The sequence below is a fragment of the Acinetobacter sp. YH12137 genome, assembly GCF_013418535.1.
Classification (GTDB): Bacteria; Pseudomonadota; Gammaproteobacteria; order Pseudomonadales; family Moraxellaceae; genus Acinetobacter.
On record NZ_VPBW01000008.1, the window covers coordinates 1 to 17,211 of the forward strand.

Consider the following 17,211-nt stretch of genomic DNA (forward strand, 5'->3'; position numbering starts at 1 on the left):
TTGCTATAGACCACATTTAAGTTTAAATATGAACACCCCGAATCAGACGTATGAGCAAACTAAAACCGAGCTAATTGCTTAACTCGGTTTGAAGTGGAATACTGTCAATCTATTTCAGGACAAGACACCTTAGAGCCATTCGCGGGTATCATCTGCGACCGGTGTACCTTGAGTCACATGCATGATCATGGCATGGGCAATACTGCCTTTAAATGGAATTTCCGGCAGCTGATCAAATTTAAAGAATTTCGCATCGCTAATTTCTTCTTCCTGCAATTGCAGCTCACCGCCAGCATATTCTGCTTTGAAGGCAATCATCAAATTACTCGGGAAGGGCCACGGCTGACTGGCCAGATACTGGATATTTTTCACTTTCAAGCCGACTTCTTCCAGCGTCTCGCGACGTACCGCTTCTTCAAGCGTTTCCCCAACTTCGACAAATCCGGCAATCAGACCATACATCTGGCTTTTGGTATTACGTGCATTTTTAGCCAGCAAAATTTCATCTTCACCGCGGGTAATCACAGTAATCACACAAGGTTGCACCCTTGGATACTGACGATAATGGCAAGCTGGGCAAACCATGGCATATTCAACAGCATGGGCTTCAGTCGGGGTGCCACAGTGGCTACAGAACTTGTGATTCCGGCGCCATTCCAGTAGTTGCACAGCACGGCTGGCCTGTTCAAATTGCTGAACATTCCAGAACTGTAATAATTGACGGATTGGAACCAGTTGCAAGCCTTCAGGAATTGGCTCATCTGGAAGAAGATCACGGGCAATCACCTGATCACCCGGATTCAGCAGCAAATCGCTTGCCAGAGCTTCAACTTGAGGCAGTTGAAAGTGTTGATCGACCAGCAGCTGTTGCTGCTGGAAAATATAAGCAAGTGATAATTTTTTAGACATTAGGCAACGATTTTCAGTTTCTCACTACTGTCTAATGCTACCTTAAACATGGACTGTAATACAGGCTGTTTGTTCTTTAAGTTGTCGATCATCATGTCGGCACTAGCCAATGCATCCAGCGCATGATGAATTTCTGCCGGTGTTAATGCAACCGACTGTTCAATACGGTTTTTGATAAACAGGGCAGTTGTATTGAATGCAGCTTTCACATGTTCAGCATTCAGGAACAGCATAGCACCGCCAATTTCACAGAACTGGATTGGTACAGGTTCGAGTTTGGTCAGATCTTGATCCTGCAGATAATCAGTCAGAATCTGGCTAGATAGTTCAATCAGTGCCTTGGTTTCATTCAACAAAGCGTTATGTGCTTCGTCCAGACGATCCAGCGAGATATTCATGTTATTCACACGTAGCTGCAAGCGGCTCGAAGTATGATGGCGCTCCAATACACCAATCGAGTTCATCGCGGATAGAATTACATTCATCAATTGTTGGGCAAAAGACTCATCTTTCAGAATATCTGCCTGGCTGAGTGAAGCTGCCTGACGGTTTAAGTCATGATAGGCTTCATTCAGATTCAGAACCTTGAAGATATTGGCCAAGCTATTCAGCTGAGTCTGGAGTTCCTGAGTTTTTTCAGGTGTCATGTGCTGATAGTTATATTCGATATCATTGCGGATCTGGGTCATTTCCGCAGTCACCAGTTCGCTAATGGTATGCATGGTTTCGAAGTCCGGACCATATAGGTGACGGCTGAACACCTGAAGTTGCATATCTGTCAGTAGATCATCACCAATATTCAGCTGGCTACGGATTTGCTGTGCAGTTGCATCTTCCTGACTAATACATAAGCTCAATACATTTGCCAGATCAGACAGAGAGGCTTTGAAGCTGTCGGCTGAACTAAAGTACTGCGCCATGTTGCGTTCAATACTGATTAAAGTACGTAAACGTGGTTCATTGATGAGCAGGTGATCAATATTATCAAAAGCAACATGCACCAGATGCCAGTATTGCTTGCTTGGATGATTTGCTGAAAGGCCTGCCAGATAAGTACCGACCAGTTTGATCGCTTGCAGGTCCATCTCGCTTTCTTCCTGTTTCAGCAGTTTGTTAAGAGACAGCTTGTACAGGCGTTGCACATATTTGGATTTTTCCAGACCTGGTACTTGGGGTAACTGGAAGTCAGGGGTAATCAGGTCAAGCAAAGGTTCAATATGCTGACCTTCAGTGGTTAATGGTTTACCAAGCGCTAGTTCCAGACGGTTCAGGGTATCGAGCAGGAACTGTGGAATTTTCACTTCACGCAAGCAGATAAATTCGATATAGCGTTTCAGCATGGTGGTGCCTTCACTCAATGCGATCACATCCTGAGTGTTGACCTGCGCCGGATTCCCCATAATCTTGCGCATCAGTTCTGCTGAATATTGTGCAATTTGTGCCAGATTCGGCATATCAATCAGTGCCAGTACCTGTGCACATTGTTCGAACTGATTTAATGCATCGTCAATGCCAAAAGGTAAAGTCTGATCTTCTACCAAGGTGCTTACTGCTGATTCGACTAACTTGATCGAGTTATCAACCTCATTTTTTATTATCAGTAAAGCTGTTGGATCAAAATGTATAGAGGTTTGGTAAGACATGGATCTGCACCTTTCCTTGAGTATTATCTATATATGAGCCCCGCTTTATCGGACGGGGCCTCTTTGGAATTACTATAACTGAAGAACTGTATTTTAAAAGCGAAATTACTGCTTGAAATTTAGATTTTATTTGGCAAAAAGGCAAGGCGTTCCATGCTTTTCTTCAAATTGTTTGACCCATTTCTCATGTTCGGCAAGTTCTTCATCTGATGGAAGAATCACAGGCAATTCAATTTCAATTTTTACAGTGCCTGAACTGCCGCCTTGTTCTTCGGTATGTGACAGGGCATCCATATCAAAAGAGACCTGTCCACCGGTCATGGCCAGATAAACATCGGACAGAATTTCCGCATCGAGCAAGGCACCGTGGAAGGTACGGTCACGCTGTGGAATTTCATAACGACGCACGAGGGCATCCAGGGAGTTTTTTTGTCCCGGATGCTTGGATTTGGCCATTGCCAGGGTATCGGTCACTTCACAAACTTCAGAAAGCGCGACAAAACCTGCACGCTTGAACTCCATATCCAGGAAGTTCATATCGAAGGTTGCGTTATGCGCAATAATTTCGGCACCTTGCAGATAGTCAAACAGTACCTGTGAGATTTCTTCAAACAGCGGCTTGTCTTGCAGGAACTCGTCGGTAATACCGTGGACATTCACCGAATCGCCAACCGGTTTTTTCGGATTGATATAAATATGGATTGAGCTGCCGGTAAGTTTCCGGTTAATCATTTCGATCGCACCCACCTCAATGATCCGGTCACCATCCTGATAATAGAAACCGGTGGTTTCAGTATCCAGAATCAATTGACGAGGGCCATGCAGCTCTAAGGTCGGCGGTGTAATCACAATTTGTGGATGTAGTTCGGTTGAATCTGAAGTGACTGAAGCGGATTCATCGGTATTTTCTGTTGTTTCCAAATTTTCAGTTTGTTCCATTTCTTCTTCAGCCATTTCCATGCTCTCTTCGAGTTCTTCTTCACTATCGACAAGATCCAGCCCGAAAGGGTCGTCTAGAAGCCAGTCAGGTTCAGATTTTTTTTTATTTTCAGTGATTGCAGTCACTGATTTGGATTTTTTCAAGGTTTCATCTGCGCCTTGGTTGGCCAGTTGATCGGCCATTTCATTGCCAGGATGTCCGGCATGGCCTTTGACCCAGTGCCATTCAATATCGCGGCCTTGACAGGTGGCATCCAGTTTTTGCCATAGATCCGGATTTTTAACGTCTTTCCAGTTTTTCTTTTTCCAGCCATGAATCCATTCGGTAATGCCTTGTTTGACATAATTGGAATCGGTATAAATGACCAGCTTGGCATCTTTCGGACAGAACTGGATGCCTTCGATCGCCGCGGTCAGCTCCATGCGATTATTGGTGGTATGATCTTCGCCACCACAAATTTTGTGTTCCTGCTGTTCGGTAATTATGTACGCACCCCAACCGCCTAAACCCGGGTTGCCGCGACAGGCGCCATCAACATATAGCGTGATAGTGTGAGACATAAATTAAAATCCGATCAAAAAAGAACTTGCTGATGCGGATATTGTATAACGCAAATACGCTTGATGCGTCTAGATGCACCAGTTTTTTTAATTTCTTGTAACATTTAACGTGAAATCGGGGTAAATTAATGCCTTGTGTCCACGACATGCTTCACTACAATGGCATATCTAAAAAATAAATTTATATACGAATTGTTTGGATTTCTTTATGTATAAACCAACCGCAATTTTGTGGCAGCCCGCATTACCAGCATTTTTAAAATTTTCTGTACTTGGAACGGCACTCGCTTCCTTGGGACTGACGGGCTGTTCATCTACACAAAGTGCGACCCAAAAAGCGTCAAGCAAGCAGGTTGGCTCACAATATCTAGATGCAAGCAGTTTGGATGGGCTGGAAGATTTACTTTCTGCAACGGATATGCGTGCGGTTGAAGGTGACCGTTTACTGATTTTGAAGCATGGTGATATCTGGAAACGGATGACCGTTGGTTTCAAGATGGATCTGAATACTTGGAATCCGCGTATTGATGCACAGCGTGGCTGGTTTATTTCCCGTCAGCCGTATCTGGACCGCCTGAGTGCCCGTGCATCACGTTATCTCTATTATACGGTGAAAGAAGCGGAGCGCCGTGGTATGCCTACGGAACTGGCTTTATTACCGATTATTGAAAGTTCTTATGACCCGGCGGCGACCAGTAGTGCAGCAGCGGCAGGTTTATGGCAGTTTATTCCGAGTACCGGCCGTATTTATGGTTTGAAACAAACCTCACTTTACGATGGCCGTCGTGATGTGGTGGAATCGACCCGTGCGGCTTATGAATTCTTGGGTAGCTTATATAACCAGTTTGGTTCGTGGGAATTGGCTTTGGCCTCTTATAATGCCGGTCCAGGCCGTATCCAGCAGGCGATTAACCGTAATAAGGCTGCAGGTTTACCTACCGATTACTGGTCCTTGAAACTGCCTCAGGAAACCATGAACTATGTACCGCGCTTCCTGGCAGTTGCACAGATTGTGAAAAATCCGGGTACTTATGGCGTGAGTTTGCCACCGATTGCCAACCGTCCTCACTTTCGTGAAGTGACTGTGGGTGCAGCCAATTTAAATGAGATTGCATCGATTACCGGTTTAAGCCGTGCTGAACTGTATCAGCTTAACCCGGGACATCGTGGTGACCGTATTGATCCGGAAAGTCCACGCCGTATTTTGATTCCGGCTGACTTAAGTCCATCGATTGATGAAAAACTGAAAAAACTGCAGTCGAGCTCAAGCGGCTTATGGGCAGGTACTGTCAGTAACTCGCCTAAAACGACCACTACAGTAGCTCCAAAGCCAGCTGTAGCACCAGCATCAACCAGTACCACCATCGTACCTGCCAAGCAGACACCACCGGTGCTTGCCACTACGACTGCTAAGACTGCAACAGCGACCAAAGCTCCAACTGCGACAACAACATCTAAACCAACTACGACTACACCAGCAGCAATTTCTACCACGACGACACCAAATTTAACTGCACAAACCACCAAACGGGTCAGCACACCACGTGGTTCCGAAGCACTTGCTGAATTTGCTGCAAAAAGTGAATTGCCTATCCCAAGTGCGCCACGTATTCCGGTTGCTGTGACGCCAGTTGCTTCGGTGAAGCCTATCCAGGTCGAGCCACCAATTACCGCAGCTGAACGTCAGCAAATCCAGAAAGTGGTGTCAGCAGAAGAAATTAATAAGACCGTGGATGAGCTTTTACAACCTGTGGCGACTGCAGCTGAACAGGCACAGGTCATTGAAGAGCTCAAAGCACTGGCACCTGCAGGTACAGAAATTGTTGACCCTTATGATGGCAAGATCAAACTGACTGCAATTCAGACCAGTCAGTCTATTGCCGAGCAGCAGGGCAAGGAGCTGACCAAAGGATTCTCATATCCGAAAGAAGTCGCTGTAAACACCAGTGCAGATTCAGTTGAAGCTCGACTCAATCAGGGCAAAAACTATGTAAAAACTGATTCAGAAGTCGTGGTTGTGGCACCGAAAGGTAAGCGCAGTACCTATAAGGTTTTACCGGGTGATAACCTGGCATTGATTGCAGCCAAAAATGGCGTGAACTGGCGTGATGTCGCGAAATGGAACCAGATTGATCCAAACTCTACATTATATGTGGGCACCACAATTTATCTCTATGATGCCAAGCCCGTGCAGGAAGCACCGAAAGCTAAAGAGAAACCGGAAAGCTATGTGGTTCAAGCCAATGATTCTTTGACCAGCGTTGCCAGTCAGTTCGGCCTGAGCGTCAAACAGTTGGCTGATTATAATGATCTGAGTACGACCAGCGGTTTATTTGTGGGGCAAAAGCTTTCCCTGAAAGAAAGTACCAGCAAAGCGAAAGTTGAAGACAGCAAAAAAGTCGATACTGCCAAAGTTCAGACCAAGTCCTATACCGTTAAACGTGGTGAGTATCTGAAATTGATTGCAGATCGCTACGCATTGTCGAATGCAGAACTTGCTGCACTAACTCCGGGTTTAACTGCGGGTAGCAGTTTGATGGTCGGACAGAAGATTAATGTTCCTCTTAATGAAGTTGAAGAACTGACTGCGAGCAGTAAGAAAACCGAAAAAGTCGAACAGAAGTTTGAGAACGTTAAGGTTGATCATACGCCAACAGAAAACTATCAGGTCAAACGTGGTGAAACCCTGTACAGCATTGCCAATCAAAGTAAATTGACGGTATCTGAACTGGCTGCGTTAAATGGCCTGTCTGCAAACAGCGGCTTACGCATTGGTCAAACCATCAAGATTCCAGCTGGTAGTCAGGTTCCTGACAGTTATACGGTTCAATCGGGTGATACGCTGACTGGGATTGCAGCAAAATATAATCTGTCGATGGATCAAATTGCCAACCTGAACAATATTTCTCGTAGTGCCAATCTGCGTGTGGGTCAGCATCTGAAATTATCTGGCAGTCCTGAACCTGTGCAGGAAGTGGTCACCGAGACTCAGGAAAAGAATGTTAAATCAGATACTCACATCGTGAAATCTGGTGAAACCTTAAGCTCGATTGCCCGCCAATATCATCTGCAATTACGTTATCTGGCAGACTTGAATGGTTTGAATACCAATAGCAATGTGCGGATTGGACAGCGTTTAAAAATTAATGAAGATATTCAGATCGCCAAAAAAGAGCCGGTAGTGAAAGTCGCAACAAAATCTGCATCTTCTAAGGCGACAGAATCCTATACGGTAAAATCCGGGGAATCTCTGATTGCGATTGCCAATCGTGTAGGAGTACCCGTTACTGATCTGGCGAGCCTGAACAATCTTAGTCCACGTGCCGGTTTACGTGTGGGCCAAACGCTTCAGCTTCCAAAACTTGTCACTGAATACAAGGTGAAGCGTGGCGATACCTTGATCGGCCTGGCATCCCGTTATGGTATGGCAACCAATGAACTGGCAGAAATGAATGAACTGAAACCCAATACTCAATTGCGTATTGGTGATGTGATTAAGGTTCCAAACTAATTTCTGGATCGTGAAATTGTTTAATCCCGTCCATATCTTATGGATTCTTGCTGCCCCCTGGATCATCAGTTCCAGCGGGGCAGCAGTCATTACGACGCCTTATATTGCACTGCATAGTGTACCCAAATATGCACAGGCTAAATCTCTGCCTTATGCCAATCCGCAAGCGCCCAAAGGTGGCATTCTTATTCAGGCAGCCGATGGCAGTTTTAATAATCTGAACAGCATGAATGGTAAGGGCAATGTCACTGAAGGGATTAACTATATTTTTGACAGCCTCATGTCAAAATCCCTGGATGAACCCGGCGTTTATTATCCCTTGCTGGCTGAGAAAGTCAGTTTCGACCCAAAGCAGACTGCTTATATAATTTTCCATTTAAATCCTAAGGCCAGATTCAGTAATGGTCAGTCAGTGACGGCTAAAGATGTAAAATACAGTTTTGATCTGTACCAGACCCAGTCCAATTTTGGCTTACAGATGTATCTGGCAGATATTAAAAAAACCGAAGTCCTGTCACCTTCAAAAGTTAAGATTAGTTTTAAATCTCGCCATAATCCGGAAATGGCGATGATTGTGACGCAAATGCCGATCTATTCTCAGCAGGAGTGGCAAAAGCGCAACTTCAAGGACATTAACCTGAAACCGATCTTGGGTTCTGGGCCCTATGTGATTGAACGTATTGATGCAGGACGCAGTATTTCCTATAAACGTAATCCGCATTATTGGGGTAAAGACCTGCTGGCCAATCGCGGCCGTTATAATTTTGATCGCATACAGTATCGCTATTACCGTAGTCCGGAAATCAAGTTTGAGGCATTTAAATCTGGCCAGTTTACGCTGCATGAAGAAAAACAGATCAACCGCTGGGTAAGTGATTATCGGTTTCCTGCGGTACAACAAGGCCAAATCAAAACCTATCGTTTTCAGCATCACAATCCGATTCCTACACAAAGCCTGATTTTTAATACGCGACGTCAGCCCTTTGCTGATATTCGCTTCCGGCAAGCTTTAACTCTGGCCTATGATTTTGAATGGCTAAATAAAGCCTTGTTTCATGGAGAATATCAGCGTCTGAACAGCTTTTTTAGTAATAGTGAACTGGCATCTACAAGCAAGCCGAGTGCTCAGGAGCTGGAAATATTACAGCCAAATTTATCAAAATTGCATCCGGTGCAACGTCAGGCGGTATTACAGGATTGGCATTATCCGCAATCAGATGCCTCCGGGTTTAACCGCAAAAATTTATTACAGGCGCGACAAATTTTATTGAATGCCGGTTACCGTTATCAGCAGGGGAAACTGGTGACTGCTCAAGGTCAACCTGTACAGATTGAATTTCTGTTGCATCAAGCTGAACAGCAGCGTCATCTGATGCCTTATCTACGGCATTTGAAACGTTTAGGAATTCAGGCTCACATTCGGATGGTGGAAACGGCTCAGTATTATGAGCGACTAAGAAATTATCAGTTTGATATGATTATGGATACCATGCCGCAATCGCTGACACCGGGGCAGGAACAGAAACAGTTTTGGGGCAGTGAGGCGGCACGTCAGCCTGGCAATTATAATTATGCCGGTATTCAAAATCCGGTGATTGATCGGGTGATTGATCAGGTAGTTCAGGCACAAAGCCGGGAGCAGCTGATTTATAGTACCCGAGCTTTAGACCGTTTATTGCGAGCCGGTTATTATCATATTCCGACCTATGGTACGGGTGAATACTGGTATGCTTACTGGAATATGTATCAGCAGCCTAAAATCAAGCCCAAGCTTTCTGCGGGTATTGATTACTGGTGGGTGGATGCAGCTAAAGCCAGAAAAGTGGCACCATACTTAAAATATCGCTAGATTTCCAGCTTCGGGGAGTGCCATGAGCACTTATATCGTCAAACGTTTGCTTCTTATGATTCCGACATTATTGATGGTTCTACTGATCAATTTTGTAGTGATTCAGCTTGCGCCGGGTGGTCCAGTGGAACAGGCCATCTATCAGCCACAGCATGCAAATAATTTGGCGATCGGTGGCTTGCAGTATCAGGGACAGCAAGGCCTGACGCCCGAAATGCTGGAGCAGATCAAAATTCAGTATGGATTTGATCAACCGGTTCATTTACGTTTCTGGGAAATGTTGAAAAGCTATGCCCAGTTCGATTTAGGCCAGAGTTTTTTTAAAGGTCAAGCTGTGACTGAACTGATCTGGGAAAAATTGCCAGTTTCACTGTCTTTAGGTTTCTGGAGTACCTTGCTCATTTATCTGGTCTCTATTCCTCTTGGCATCCAGAAAGCCAAAAAGCATGGCAGCCTGTTTGATCAAACGACGTCTTTGCTGCTGGCTGTGGGCTATGCCATTCCAGCCTTTATCTTTGCCATTTTGCTGATTGTATTTTTTGCAGGTGGTTCCTATCTGCAATGGTTTCCTTTACAAGGGTTAAGCTCGGAAAATTTTGATGAATTATCTTTCTTTGGAAAAATTCAGGATTATTTCTGGCATATGGCTTTGCCATTGCTGGCTATGGTACTCGGTGGTTTTGCACGGCTGACTTATCTGGTGAAATTTTCCTTTATGGAAGAACTCAGTAAACACTATGTACTGGCAGCAAAAGCGAAGGGACTACAGGAAAGGGCAGTACTCTATCGGCATGTACTGCGCAATGCAGTGCTGGTGTTGATCGCTGGATTGCCAGAAGCTTTGCTCGGTATTTTATTTGTCGGGAACCTGTTTATTGAAATCATCTTTAATCTGGATGGTTTGGGCATGCTGGGATTTGAAGCGATTCTGCAGCGGGATTATCCGGTCATTTTTGGAACCTTGTTTATTTTTACCTTATTGGGCTTGGTGCTACGTTTGATCAGTGATGTGCTGTATCGGGTAATTGATCCCCGGATTCATTTCGATTCGCGAGGATTGAAATAATGTCACCAATGCTACGCGCCAGCCTGCAACGTTTTAAAAATAATAAAACCGGATTTGCCTGCTGCATTGCCTTTGTCATTATTTTTATCTTGTCACTTGGTGCTGAGCTGATCGCTAACGATAAGCCTTTACTGATCAAGTATGAGGACTCCTATTATCTGCCAGTAATAAAGTCATATCCTGAAACGACTTTTGGGGGTGTCTTTGAAACTGAAGCCGAGTATCAGGATCCTGCGGTACAGCAGCTGATTAATGCCAAAGGCTGGGCAATCTGGCCGGTGATCCGCTTCGGCTATGACACACCCAATTTGGCACTCGATATTCCAGTACCTTCACCTCCAAGCAGGCAAAATTGGCTAGGAACAGATGATCAGGGACGGGATGTGCTGGCACGGATTCTATATGGCTTGCGTATTTCCTTGCTGTTTGGCTTTGCACTGACTTTGCTGTCGGCAGGATTAGGTGTGCTGGTCGGTGCAGTTCAAGGCTATTATGGTGGCTGGATTGACCTGATCGGGCAACGTGCACTTGAGGTCTGGAGCAGCCTGCCGATGCTGTTTATGGTCATGATTCTGGTCAGTGTGTTTAGTCCGAATATTTACTGGCTATTTGTGATCATGCTATTTTTTGGCTGGACAACACTGGTGTCGATGGTGCGCGCTGAATTTTTACGGGCCAGAAATCTGGAATATGTCTGGGCAGCGAAAAGTATTGGTGCAGGGCATGGCCGGATCATGTTCAGGCATATTTTACCCAATGTGATGGGTTCCAGCCTGTCACAACTACCTTTTATGCTGACTGCCAATATTAGCGCACTAACTGCACTGGACTTTTTAGGTTATGGTTTGCCACCCGAAACCGCTTCTCTAGGTGAATTATTACTGCAGGGTAAAAATAATCTCAATGCGCCGTGGTTGGCTTTATCCGGGTTTCTGACTTTAGCCATTGTCTTGTCTTTACTCATCTATATCGGTGAAGCCATCCGGGATGCTTTCGATCCCAAAATTTAAAATGATTTTTTAAGACTGATTTAATATCTACAAATAAAATTTGTATCCATTTGACAATATGAATTGTCAATTATGGCAAGTTAGGTTATAACACATACAAAATAAGATAAACATTTCAGGAAAGTACATGACACAATTGGCCGATTCCATCCAGATCCGTAATACCCAGTTTAAAAACCGTATCATTAAAGGTGCCATGAGTGAGGCGTTGGCCAATGATGCAGGCCAACCCAATCAGGCCCATTTAAAGTTATATGAAGCTTGGGCCAAAGGTGGTTTAGGCTGTGCGATTACGGGTAATGTCATGGTGGATTTTCGTGCCAAGAATGAACCCGGTGTAGTGGTAGTAGAAACTGAACGTGACCTGGAAAAGTTAAAAGCTTGGGCGAATGTCGGCAAACGTCATGGCATGGTGCAACTGGTACAGTTATCTCATCCTGGACGTCAGTGCCCAAAAGGCTTGAATAAAGAAACCGTAGCACCTTCAGCTGTACCTTTTAGTCCAGCATTGGCGATGAGTTTCGGTACGCCACGTGAACTGCGTGAAGATGAAATTTTAGATATTATCCAGCGCTTTGCGACTTCAGCTGCCATTTGTGAAAAGGCGGGATTTGAAGGCGTACAGCTACATGGTGCACATGGTTATCTGATCAGCCAGTTTTTATCACCACTGACCAATAAACGTCAAGACCAGTGGGGTGGCAGTATTGAAAACCGCAGCCGATTCTTGCTAGAGGCTTATAAGGCAGTGCGTGCAGCAACTTCAGAGAATTTTATCATTTCAGTGAAATTAAACTCGGCAGACTTTCAGCGCGGTGGCATTAGTGAAGAAGACGTTATTTATGTTTTTAAGGCGATGGATGCAGCCGGGATCGATATGATTGAAGTTTCTGGCGGAACCTATGAAGCACCTGCAATGGCCGGGGTAAAAGCAGAGAAACGTAAAGCATCAACGGTTGCCCGCGAAGCCTATTTCCTAGACTTTGCCGAAAAGATCCGTCAGGAAGTTAATTGTTATTTAATGGTGACGGGGGGCTTCCGTACCGCAGTGGGTATGAATGCAGCCCTTGACAGCGGCGCATGTGATTTTGTCGGTATTGCACGTCCATTTGCGGTCGAGCCTGATCTGGGTAACCGTCTGGTGGCTGGACAGGATGTACGTTATGCAGTTGAGAAAATTAAAACCGGTATTCCAATGATCGATAAAATGGCGATTATGGAAATCATCTGGTATGCCGCACAATTTAAAGAAATTGCCAAAGGTAATCGACCAAATCCAAAACTGTCGCCTTTAAAGGTATTTTTAAATTACGTAAAAGGTAATGTGAAAGCTGTGATTAAAGGTCAGATCAATTCACGTAAATCGGCTTAATTTGTATAATGCATTGAAGCAAAAACAGGGCATATAAAATGCCCTGTTTTTTTATGAATGACCTTTTTAAGAATAAGTCATGGCTTGAGTCTGAAAAGGGAAGAGCAACTGAGAAAGCTGACGTGTTGCCCACAAGCCCACTTCCTGATGATGCATATGCGGTGCCACATAAGGAATCAACAGATCAATCTTCTGTTCGGCAGCAGCACAGCGATTCAGACGGCTTTTCAGTTGATGGATCTGTTGCTGGTCGATACGGTTCAACACCGGTTCCATCTGGTTATGTACTTGAGATCTGCTACGTGATGACAGACGAGCAGCAAAAGTCTTACCTTGAATCCAGTCTTTGATAATCTGTTTTTCAGTCGCATTAAATACACCAAACATTTTGCCATCTGGATCATCAATCATTTTCCAGAACCGGCTTTGTTCTACAGGTGCATCTTTTACAATCCAGCCTTTTTCAATCATGACTTTCAAGAAGTCTGCAATCTGTGCCGGATCGGATAACCACTCATTAATGGTCTTGCCACTAAACTGGCATTTCTGGTTATGGATATATTGTCCAATCAGCGCTTTGTTCTGAAATACTTTCAAAGCTAGTTTTTCAGTATCCAGTTGCTTGATGATCTGGGTAGAACTTTTACCAATGTCATTCAGCACATAACCTTTTTTAATCAGGTCTAGATACTGGGCAGGATCTTCAGCGAGTGCATACTGATCTAAATAGGCTTGCAGCGATTTTTGTGCATGACCGTTGTGAGCATTATCAATGGTAATGTGTACATTGAAATAATGTGGATCAATACCGAGTTCAGACAGCTCATAATTGGTAATTAACAGGTGTAAGGGCAGCTGCTCATAACCCAGATTGAAACCAATTACTAACGGCAGATATTCTGGCGGCGCATAGGCCAAAGCCAGCTGCACGGCTGCTTGTTCATAATAGCTGGCATCCAGTTGCTCAGCATAGCTGTTCAGCTCATAATGATTCAACAAGTCCTGATACATGGTGACATGATTGGCACGGGTATGACCCATGCCTAGTTCTTCCAGATAGATATAAATCAGGTCTTTGGTTTCCGGACGATTCCAGTTTTGCACAGTTGAATACAGCCATGAGCCGTCTACCAGTTTTACAGGTGCGACTTTGGCCAGGAACTCAAATGCATGTGACACAGTCGGGAAGTATTCACGTCCTTGCTGCTGTCTACGCCGCTCTACATAGGACTGGAAGATTGCGCAGGTTTGGTGGTGCTGTTCCAGAAAATGTTGCTCTACATGTCTGGGTTGATCCAGCCATTCCAATCCAGCCACATCAACTTGCTGGATTAAATCTCTTAAATAGTTCTCAGCCTGTTCGGTCTTTACTGCCGTCGAAATCTGTTGATCTTGAAAGAAGTTGACCCAATCTTTAAAGTTATTAAATTGATGATTATGATTTTTAATAGATGATTCAGGCGAACTTAACTTTGTACTGACGAACATAATCTGATCCTTGCAGATATATTATGCTTTCTACCTTAACGGCATGCTTATACCACCGGTGTTGATTTTTTGTTCGGATTTATAGTGCGATTGCTGTAAATGAAAATGAATAGATAACGAGTTGAAGAGAAATGTAAAAGAATAAGATTTTTGAATGAATTATTTATAAACAAATAAAATTGCAATCGAGACAATTTGATCAAACGTTAAAAACAGGAATGAAGGAACAAGCAAAAAAACAAATAATAAAAAAGCCCAAGTCATCATGCTTGGGCTTTTTTATGAGAAGTTAATTAAATTAACTATCTCGAATATGGCGTCCCTACGGGGATTCGAACCCCGGTTACCGCCGTGAAAGGGCGATGTCCTAGGCCTCTAGACGATAGGGACAGTGTAGAAGTGATATTTTAAACCAGAACTTTGGATTTGAAGTAATGGCGTCCCTACGGGGATTCGAACCCCGGTTACCGCCGTGAAAGGGCGATGTCCTAGGCCTCTAGACGATAGGGACTTAATAAAATATTACTTCTGAAATTGGCGTCCCTACGGGGATTCGAACCCCGGTTACCGCCGTGAAAGGGCGATGTCCTAGGCCTCTAGACGATAGGGACGTTTCAGAGGTGGGCGTATATTAGGGTGAAAACAGGGGGGTGTCAAACGCTTTTCCAGAGTTTTTTGGAATTTTTCTTTTGAGTGCATAAATTTAAAACAATATTAGTAGAATACTTGAAAAATGCAGGATTTAGGCCGGATTTTTAAGCAATTCCAGAATGGCTTCAACAACCTGTGGATGTAGTAAATAGCCAGTAATGTCATGTGGACGGTGAATATGTGTACGAATGCCATGATTGATGATTTCAGGTTCAAACTTGAATGGCGGTTCGGTAAGCGGAATGGCGGTGAGATAATCATCCGTTGAATAGAAATTGATCCAGTCGCCTTTAATTGCCTTAGGTCGTGCCACCGGCTGTGCCAAGCTGGATTGAATCACCTGAAAGGCTAATGGCGAACCTAAAGTAATAAAACGCTGTACATTCAGTTCAGGGTGCTGGATAAGATGATTATAGGCAATCACACTTCCTAAAGAATGAGCAATGACAATGCAGGGTTTGCGACCACTCAGTTGTCGGGCAATCCGTTCATGTACTTCTCTCATGAAATCAGGGTTATCGAGATAAAGATAAGTTTCAATCAGAAATCTCTGCAATAGAGTGCGATGCAGAGTGGGAAAATAATTGAGTAATAAGGCAAAATCCCGAAGCGCCACATTCTTGCCGAGGGCGGTAAAATAATTGAATTTCTGTCTGAAATCCATGGTATCACTTGGGCTGGGTTGGGCGAAATCGGTAATTGTGGGCCTACGCCAACCAGGACGTGGAACAGGGGGAGGAAGCTGAGGTTGAGCAGGCTTACGAAAAGGAAAGCTAGGCCATTCCTGGAGCATCAGGGTGCCAGCTTCTAGAATATTACGGACGTTATAACGTGAAAGCAGATCGCCATAAAATGGAATACGAATGTGGCGTTTTAAATAACTAAATCTGGCATCTTGTTGATGTTTGCGCATCCCTTTTTGAAGTATATGGAGCCAGCGCTGGCGGATGGAGGCAGCGCTATGATGTTGCTGATTCATTCCATGAATAAAAATAACTTTCATCGACACCCCACTGAGTTCGATAGAATTATATTTACAGTATAGAAAATATTAACGTAGCAAAAGCAGCGCTTTTTGTGGTGTTAATGTGTAAATTATCTTTGATAAAACAATAATTAACAGACATATGTATATTTATAAAAGAGTAATAAATGATCCAGAAAATGAGTAGGTATGGATATAGAATTTGAATCAGCAGAAAAATAGTACAAAGGAAATAGTAAAATTAAATCTGTAAATTAAGATGCTTTTTAGAGCATTTCCAGCAGGGCTTTGATGACTTCCGGATGCTGGACATAGCCATCAATATCATGCGGATGATAAATTGAAGTACAAATCTCCCGATTGATAATTGCCGGCTGAAACTGAAAAGGGGGTTCTGATAATGGAAAGGCAGTTAAAAAGTCATCACTGCAATAAAAATTAATCCAGTCACCTTTAATAGCTTCTGGCCGATGAACAGGCTGGGGCAAATGTTCCTGAATGACCCGGAAAGCCATTGGTGATCCCATGCTGATAAAACGCTGTACATTCAGTTCCGGGTGCAAAAGCAGATAATAATAGGCAATCACACTTCCTAAAGAATGAGCCATCAGGATACAGGGTTTATCGCCATGCAGTTGCTGGCCAATTCGCTGATGCACCTGCTGCATGAATGTGGAATTTGCCAGATAAGAATAGGTTTCAATCAGAAATTTTTTGATCAGCGTATCATGCAGGCGAGGGAAATGATTCAGTAAAATCACAAAATCCCGTAATAGAGTATTCCGGCTTAATATACTAATAAACTTCAGCTTCTGGTTAAAGGTCATGGCATCCTCAACCTTTAGCTCGGGAATTTCACAAATTTCAGGTGAATATTGATTGAGATGGGGTGGTGGCTGGGATTTAACTGGAGACTGGAAAGGAAAGCGAGGCCAGTCTTGCGGCATTAAGGTGCTGGCATTTAGCACATTATGTAAATGATGACGGGACAGTAAGTCGCCATAAAAAGGGATACGGATATGCCGTTTCAGATAAGCAAAATGTGCCTGTTGATGTGACTGTTCCAGACCGCGTTTTAGCAGACTCAGCCAGCGTTGACGCAGGGAGGCAGAGCTGAATTTCTGCTTGTTCATGCCATGAATATAAATAATTTTCATCGACACACCACGCTGGCTGCCTAGAACATTTTCAGTATAAATAAAAAAGAGCAGCCGAAGCTGCTCTTTT

11 protein-coding genes and 3 tRNA genes are annotated in these 17,211 nt (G+C 44.1%); 5 read left to right on the forward strand and 9 right to left on the reverse strand.

What is annotated here, in order from left to right:
* Window positions 1-129: 129 nt before the first annotated feature.
* The 3 genes from nudC to dnaQ all read right to left on the reverse strand — a co-directional run bounded on the left by nudC (window position 130) and on the right by dnaQ (window position 4,052).
* Complete coding sequence (gene nudC / locus FTU72_RS06005; RefSeq protein ID WP_180052531.1) at window positions 130-909, reverse strand: NAD(+) diphosphatase; 780 nt, start codon at window positions 907-909, stop codon at window positions 130-132.
* A complete protein-coding gene (locus FTU72_RS06010; RefSeq protein WP_180052532.1) occupies window positions 909-2,552 on the reverse strand; it encodes a chemotaxis protein in 1,644 nt (547 codons plus the stop codon). Before FTU72_RS06010 ends, nudC begins: the two co-directional genes overlap by 1 nt.
* Before the next feature lie 126 nt (window positions 2,553-2,678).
* A complete protein-coding gene (dnaQ, locus tag FTU72_RS06015; RefSeq protein WP_180016854.1) occupies window positions 2,679-4,052 on the reverse strand; it encodes a DNA polymerase III subunit epsilon in 1,374 nt (457 codons plus the stop codon).
* Between the two features lie 208 nt (window positions 4,053-4,260).
* On the opposite strand from dnaQ, the gene FTU72_RS06020 reads away from it, so the two are divergent.
* The 5 genes from FTU72_RS06020 (at window position 4,261) to FTU72_RS06040 (ending at window position 12,860) form a co-directional block, all read left to right on the forward strand.
* Entirely contained in the window at window positions 4,261-7,563 is a 3,303-nt protein-coding gene (locus FTU72_RS06020) for a LysM peptidoglycan-binding domain-containing protein (protein ID WP_180052533.1), read from the forward strand.
* A gap of 16 nt (window positions 7,564-7,579) precedes the next feature.
* Window positions 7,580-9,412: an extracellular solute-binding protein gene (locus tag FTU72_RS06025; RefSeq protein WP_180052534.1), complete on the forward strand. Its 1,833-nt coding sequence runs from the start codon at window positions 7,580-7,582 to the stop codon at window positions 9,410-9,412.
* 22 nt (window positions 9,413-9,434) lie between these two features.
* Complete coding sequence (locus tag FTU72_RS06030; RefSeq protein WP_180052535.1) at window positions 9,435-10,478, forward strand: ABC transporter permease subunit; 1,044 nt, start codon at window positions 9,435-9,437, stop codon at window positions 10,476-10,478.
* Window positions 10,478-11,488, forward strand: a complete 1,011-nt coding sequence (locus tag FTU72_RS06035) for an ABC transporter permease (RefSeq protein ID WP_166138250.1) — start codon at window positions 10,478-10,480, stop codon at window positions 11,486-11,488. The genes FTU72_RS06030 and FTU72_RS06035 overlap by 1 nt, the downstream gene beginning before the upstream one ends.
* Before the next feature lie 127 nt (window positions 11,489-11,615).
* Window positions 11,616-12,860 (forward strand): NADH:flavin oxidoreductase/NADH oxidase family protein, encoded by a 1,245-nt coding sequence (locus FTU72_RS06040; protein WP_166138247.1) that lies wholly within the window; start codon window positions 11,616-11,618, stop codon window positions 12,858-12,860.
* A 66-nt stretch (window positions 12,861-12,926) separates the two neighbouring features.
* On the opposite strand, the gene FTU72_RS06045 is transcribed toward FTU72_RS06040, so the two are convergent.
* The 6 genes from FTU72_RS06045 to FTU72_RS06070 form a co-directional block, all read right to left on the reverse strand.
* On the reverse strand, window positions 12,927-14,348 hold the full coding sequence (locus tag FTU72_RS06045; protein WP_180052536.1) for an iron-containing redox enzyme family protein: 1,422 nt from the start codon (window positions 14,346-14,348) through the stop codon (window positions 12,927-12,929).
* Between the two features lie 314 nt (window positions 14,349-14,662).
* Window positions 14,663-14,738, reverse strand: a tRNA-Glu gene (locus FTU72_RS06050).
* 45 nt (window positions 14,739-14,783) lie between these two features.
* Window positions 14,784-14,859: transfer RNA gene (locus FTU72_RS06055), tRNA-Glu, on the reverse strand.
* Between the two features lie 24 nt (window positions 14,860-14,883).
* Window positions 14,884-14,959 (reverse strand) — tRNA-Glu (locus tag FTU72_RS06060).
* 131 nt (window positions 14,960-15,090) lie between these two features.
* The gene (locus tag FTU72_RS06065; RefSeq protein WP_180052537.1) at window positions 15,091-16,002 is read right to left on the reverse strand and encodes an alpha/beta hydrolase; all 912 of its coding nucleotides are present in this window, start codon (window positions 16,000-16,002) and stop codon (window positions 15,091-15,093) included.
* A 248-nt stretch (window positions 16,003-16,250) separates the two neighbouring features.
* Complete coding sequence (locus FTU72_RS06070) at window positions 16,251-17,141, reverse strand: alpha/beta fold hydrolase (RefSeq protein WP_180052538.1); 891 nt, start codon at window positions 17,139-17,141, stop codon at window positions 16,251-16,253.
* Window positions 17,142-17,211 lie beyond the last annotated feature (70 nt).

Bases quoted from the DNA above. Each gene is read 5' to 3' on its own strand.
- nudC (WP_180052531.1), bottom strand. From the start codon at position 909: ATGTCTAAAAAATTATCACTTGCTTATATTTTCCAGCAGCAACAGCTG.
- FTU72_RS06010 (WP_180052532.1), bottom strand. From the start codon at position 2,552: ATGTCTTACCAAACCTCTATACATTTTGATCCAACAGCTTTACTGATA.
- dnaQ (WP_180016854.1), bottom strand. From the start codon at position 4,052: ATGTCTCACACTATCACGCTATATGTTGATGGCGCCTGTCGCGGCAAC.
- FTU72_RS06020 (WP_180052533.1), top strand. From the start codon at position 4,261: ATGTATAAACCAACCGCAATTTTGTGGCAGCCCGCATTACCAGCATTT.
- FTU72_RS06030 (WP_180052535.1), top strand. From the start codon at position 9,435: ATGAGCACTTATATCGTCAAACGTTTGCTTCTTATGATTCCGACATTA.
- FTU72_RS06035 (WP_166138250.1), top strand. From the start codon at position 10,478: ATGTCACCAATGCTACGCGCCAGCCTGCAACGTTTTAAAAATAATAAA.
- FTU72_RS06040 (WP_166138247.1), top strand. From the start codon at position 11,616: ATGACACAATTGGCCGATTCCATCCAGATCCGTAATACCCAGTTTAAA.
- FTU72_RS06045 (WP_180052536.1), bottom strand. From the start codon at position 14,348: ATGTTCGTCAGTACAAAGTTAAGTTCGCCTGAATCATCTATTAAAAAT.
- FTU72_RS06065 (WP_180052537.1), bottom strand. From the start codon at position 16,002: ATGAAAGTTATTTTTATTCATGGAATGAATCAGCAACATCATAGCGCT.
- FTU72_RS06070 (WP_180052538.1), bottom strand. From the start codon at position 17,141: ATGAAAATTATTTATATTCATGGCATGAACAAGCAGAAATTCAGCTCT.